The sequence below is a fragment of the Aquipuribacter hungaricus genome, from assembly GCF_037860755.1.
GTDB classification, from domain to species: domain Bacteria; phylum Actinomycetota; class Actinomycetes; order Actinomycetales; family JBBAYJ01; genus Aquipuribacter; species Aquipuribacter hungaricus.
The window spans coordinates 1-4,443 of record NZ_JBBEOI010000267.1 but is presented as its reverse complement, the minus strand read 5'-3'; the positions used below and the strand labels follow the sequence as shown (position 1 = coordinate 4,443).

The window sequence follows — 4,443 nt, the reverse complement described above, 5'->3', positions numbered from 1 at the left end:
GGCCAGGGCGCCGTCGCGCACCCGGGCGTCGAGCACGGCCCGGGGGACCACGCGGGCGGGCCGCCGCATGCCGCCGGCCGCGACCGGGCCGGCAGGGAAGCCCAGGTGGAGGCGGTGCACGGGCCGGTGGTCGTCCACCACGCCCGGCAGCCCGAGGTCGGCGAGGACGTCCAGGGCGTGCGGGGCGATGCCGTCGCCGCACGCCTTGTCGCGGGGGAAGGCGGCCCGGTCGAGCAGGAGCACCCGGGCGTCCGGGCGGACCCGCAGCGCGGACATCGCGGCGGCCGACCCGGCGGGCCCGGCCCCCACGACCACCAGGTCCCACGTCGCGCGCCCCACCGCCCCAGTCTGCGGGGACCGGGGCGGCGGGGCGCGGTGGGGCGGCTGGTGCTGGTGCTCAGTCCTCGGGGCGGATGTCGAGGACGGTGCCGGCGGCGTCCAGGAGGACGCGCTGCTCGACGCCGTACGCGTCGACGACCTCGATCTCCCAGGCGGCGCCGCCGTCGTCCTCGCGGTCGATGCTGTCGACGCGGCTGTCGGCGCCGACGGCGTCGACGGCGATCCGCGACAGCTCCTCGCGGCTGGGCCCGGTCGTGCCGGCTGCACCGGTCGACCCGTCGTCGCTGTCGTCGTCGCTGCCGGTGGTCGGGGCGCCGGTCGCGCCCGGCGAGGCGGAGGCCCCGGCGGCGGCCCACGGCGCGGGCCCGCCGGCGGTGTCGCGGTACACCTGGCCCTGGATCTCGTAGACGTCGAGGTCGTCGTCCCGCGAGCCGTCCCGCGAGCCGTCCTGGGAGTCGTCGCTGTCGTCGTCGCCCGAGCTGTCCCCGTCGTAGCGGCCGGCGACGGTGACCTCCTGGCCGAGCAGCGCCTCGAGCTCCTCCACCACCGGGCGCAGGGTGCCGTCGCCGTCGTAGTCCACGACCGTCCCGCCGCCCAGCAGCCAGCCGTCGGGGCCCAGGTCCAGGTCGACACCGGCGACCTCGAAGTCCCCCCGGTCGTCGTCGGTGCTGTCGTCCCCGTCGTCACGGCTGTCGTCGCTGTCGTCACGGCTGTCGTCGCGGGTGAGGACGCCCTGGAGCTGCTCGAGCCCGGCGACCTGCTGCGGGGTCGTGCCGGGGCTGCCCGTGCTGGCGGTGGGCTGCGCGGTCGGGGCGGAGGTGGGGTCGGCGGTGGCGTCGGGGACGGCGCCGTCGTCGACGGTGACGGCGCCCACGCCGACGGCCTCGACGGGGCGGGCCTCGTCGGTGCGGTCGGCGACGGCGACGCCCACACCCACGGCGGTGACGACGGCGACGGCGGTGGCGATGGCGATCGGTGCAGTGCGCACGGGGGTTCTCCTCGGCTCGGAGGGACCGGGGCGGTCCCTGCTGTCGTGGACAACCCTGCGGGGCCAGGATGACGCGACCCTGAGCCCTGCCTGACGGGACCTTCAGGTGGCTGAGGGTCCTGCCACCAGCCTGTCATCCTCGCGTCAGGCCGGCCGCGGGACCATGGTCGCCGTCGCGCGGGTCGCGGCGCGCGCCCGCCCACGCGGGTGCGGCGACCAGACGAGCAACCGGCACGACAGCGCCGGACGACGGGGAGGTGGGCCGGTGGCGGTCCTGGTGGTCGAGGACGAGCCGGGTATCACGGCGTTCGTGCGGCAGGGGCTCGAGGCCGCCGGCTTCAGCGTCATGACGGCCGCCGACGGCTGGGACGGCCTGGAGCAGGCCCAGGGACCCGACGTGCAGCTCGTGGTGCTCGACCTCGGGCTGCCGGGCCTCAGCGGGGAGCAGCTGCTCGTGCGGCTGCGCCAGCTGCGCCCGGCCCTGCCGGTCATCGTGCTCACCGCCAAGGACGCCGTCGCGGACCGGGTCGCCGGCCTCGAGGCCGGTGCCGACGACTACGTCGTCAAGCCGTTCAGCTTCTCCGAGCTGCTCGCCCGGGTGCGCGCGCGGCTGCGCCAACCGGACCAGCCGTCGCCGACCCTGGTCGTGGCCGGCGACCTCGCGCTCGACGTCCGGACCCGGCAGGTGCGGGTCGGCGAGCGCCAGGTGCCGCTGTCGACCCGGGAGTTCTCCCTGCTGGAGGTCCTGCTCCGGCACCCCGGCCAGGTGCTCAGCCAGGCGCAGCTGCTCGACCAGGTGTGGGGCTACGACTTCGACGGCGCGTCCAACGTCGTCGAGGTGTACGTCGGCCACCTGCGCCGCAAGATCGGGGCCGCGCACATCGAGACCGTCCGCGGCGCCGGCTACCGGCTGGTCGCGTGAGCCAGGTGCGCCGCGTGAGCCGGGTGCGCCGGTGAGGGACCGGCTGCAGGTCCGCGTCACCGTGGTCGCGCTCGCCGTCATGGCGGTGACGCTCGCGGTGGTCGCGCTGGTGACGTGGCGGCTCATCGACGCCGCCGAGCTCGACGACGTGGACCGGGTGCTCGAGCAGGTGCGCGGCGACGTCGCCGAGGACGTCCCCGGGGAGCTGGCCGCCGCCACCGGGGTCGACGGGGTGCTCTCGCCGGCCGAGGCCGGTCTCGCGGGCCGCCGCCTGCTGTCCGGCGAGCCCGGCAGCGACGTCCACCTCACCGCCGTGGTGCTGGGCCCCACGCCGCTGGTCACCACCGCCGGGCCGGCCGCGCTGCGCCGGCTGCGGGACGCGGGCACCCTGCCGGCCGGCGAGGTGGGGTCCGTCGTCACGGTCCCGACCGACCAGGGCCCGGTGCGGGTGCTCACCTCCGACCTGGTCACCGACGACGGCACGTCGTTGGGCCAGCTGCGCGTGTACGGCTCGCTGGCCGAGGGCCGCGCCGCCTCGCGCGACGCCCTGCTGCGGATCGCGCTCGCCGGCGGCGTCGGCCTGCTCGTCGGCGCCGTGCTGCTGCTGGTGGCCATGGGGCGGGCGCTGCGCCCGGTCGCGGACCTGGCCGCCGCGGCGCGGGGGACCGGCACGGGGGAGCACCGCCGGGTGCCGGAGCCGGAGCGGATGGACGAGGTCGGCACGCTGGCCCACGAGTTCAACGGCATGGTCGACCGGCTCGCCGCGGCCGAGCAGCAGCGGCGCGAGCTGCTCGCCTCGGTCTCGCACGAGCTCCGGACCCCGCTCGCCGTGGCGCAGGGCCACCTGGAGATGTTCACCGCGTTCGGCCCCGGGGACGCCGACGCTGCCCGGGAGACCGCCGAGGTGCTGCGCCGCGAGCTCGAGCGGCTCGGTCGCATCGTCGAGGACCTCACGGCGGTGACCCGGGGGGTCGAGGTCGGCCCGGTGCAGCGCGAGCCCGTGTTCGTGCCCGACGTGCTGGAGCAGCTCGTCCTGCGGGTGCAGGGGCTGGGCCTCGAGGGCGTGGACGTCGCGGTGGCCGGCGCGCCGCCCGTCGTGGTCGTCGGCGACGAGGACCGGCTCACCCAGTGCCTGCTCGCCCTGGTCATCAACGCCCGGACCCACACCCCGGCAGGCACCCCGGTGCGGGTGCGCGCCGAGGAGGCCGGCGCCGGGCCCACCGGCAGGTCCACCGCTGGGTCCACCGCCGCCCCCGCGGCGCACGGACCCGGTGCCCCCGGGCCCGCCGGTCCCGCGGTGCTGCTCGTCGTCGAGGACGACGGGCCCGGCATCGACCCCGAGGTGCTGCCCCGGGTGTTCGAGCCGTTCGTCACGACCCGTCCGGGCGGGGCCCGTCGGACCTCCGGCCTCGGGCTGGCGGTGGTGCGCTCGCTCACCGAGGCGCAGGGCGGCACGGTCGAGGTGGACCCGTCGTGGCCGGGCGCCCGCGTGGTGCTCCGGCTCCCGGTCGAGCAGGCCGACGACGGGTCCGCGACGATGCTGCCGTGAGCGTCGAGGCCAGGCCGTCGCTGTGGCGGGTGCCCGCCGTGCAGCGGCTCGTCGGGGTCACCCTGCTGGGGTTCGTCGGCTTCGCCGCCACGCTCGCGGCGCTGCCCTGGTGGGCGGTCCGCGGCGGGGCGACCGTGGCGCAGGCGGGCCTGGTCACCACGGCCATGCTCACCGCGACGGTGCTCACGCAGACCGTGGTCCCGGCGCTGGTCGCCCGGGTGGGCAGCGCGCGAAGCCTGGCGCTCGGCCTGGTCGCGCTGGGTGCCCCGTCGCCGCTGCTCCTGCTGAGCTCCGACCTGCTGCCGCTGCTGGCGGTCAACGCCGTGCGGGGGACGGGGTTCGCCGTGCTCACCGTCGTCGGCTCCACCCTCACGTGGACGTTCGCCCCGCCCGGCCGGCACGGGGAGACGGCCGGCATCTACGGGCTCGCGATCGGCCTCAGCGGGGTCGTCGTGGTGCCGGCCTCGGTCGCGGTGGCACAGCAGGTCGGGTTCTGGCCGGTCGCGCTGGTGGCGACGCTGCCGGTGCTCGCCGTCCCGTCGGCCCTGCGCATGGCCCGCGACGAGGAGGCGCGCGGCGCCGAGACCCGCGACGAGCGCGCCAGCGACGGGCCGGGGGTCGGCGACGCCGGCCGCTCGCGCGGGC

General features: G+C 77.6%; 5 protein-coding genes. 3 read left to right on the top strand and 2 right to left on the bottom strand.

The window, feature by feature from the left end; genetic code table 11:
- Together WCS02_RS17775 and WCS02_RS17770 are read right to left on the bottom strand one after the other, a co-directional pair.
- Positions 1 to 339: NAD(P)/FAD-dependent oxidoreductase (locus tag WCS02_RS17775; protein ID WP_422665433.1), on the bottom strand; the 339-nt coding region annotated here is incomplete at its 3' end.
- A gap of 58 nt (positions 340 to 397) precedes the next feature.
- Entirely contained in the window at positions 398 to 1,327 is a 930-nt protein-coding gene (locus WCS02_RS17770; protein ID WP_340295603.1) for a PepSY domain-containing protein, read from the bottom strand.
- Between the two features lie 265 nt (positions 1,328 to 1,592).
- On the opposite strand from WCS02_RS17770, the gene WCS02_RS17765 reads away from it, so the two are divergent.
- The 3 genes from WCS02_RS17765 to WCS02_RS17755 all read left to right on the top strand — a co-directional run.
- On the top strand, positions 1,593 to 2,249 hold the full coding sequence (locus tag WCS02_RS17765) for a response regulator transcription factor (protein ID WP_340295602.1): 657 nt from the start codon (positions 1,593 to 1,595) through the stop codon (positions 2,247 to 2,249).
- Positions 2,250 to 2,280: 31 nt separating this feature from the next.
- Complete coding sequence (locus tag WCS02_RS17760) at positions 2,281 to 3,798, top strand: HAMP domain-containing sensor histidine kinase (protein ID WP_340295600.1); 1,518 nt, start codon at positions 2,281 to 2,283, stop codon at positions 3,796 to 3,798.
- Positions 3,795 to 4,443, top strand: a 649-nt coding sequence (locus tag WCS02_RS17755; RefSeq protein WP_340295599.1) for an MFS transporter, incomplete at its 3' end; no start/stop codon positions are given. The genes WCS02_RS17760 and WCS02_RS17755, both read left to right, overlap by 4 nt.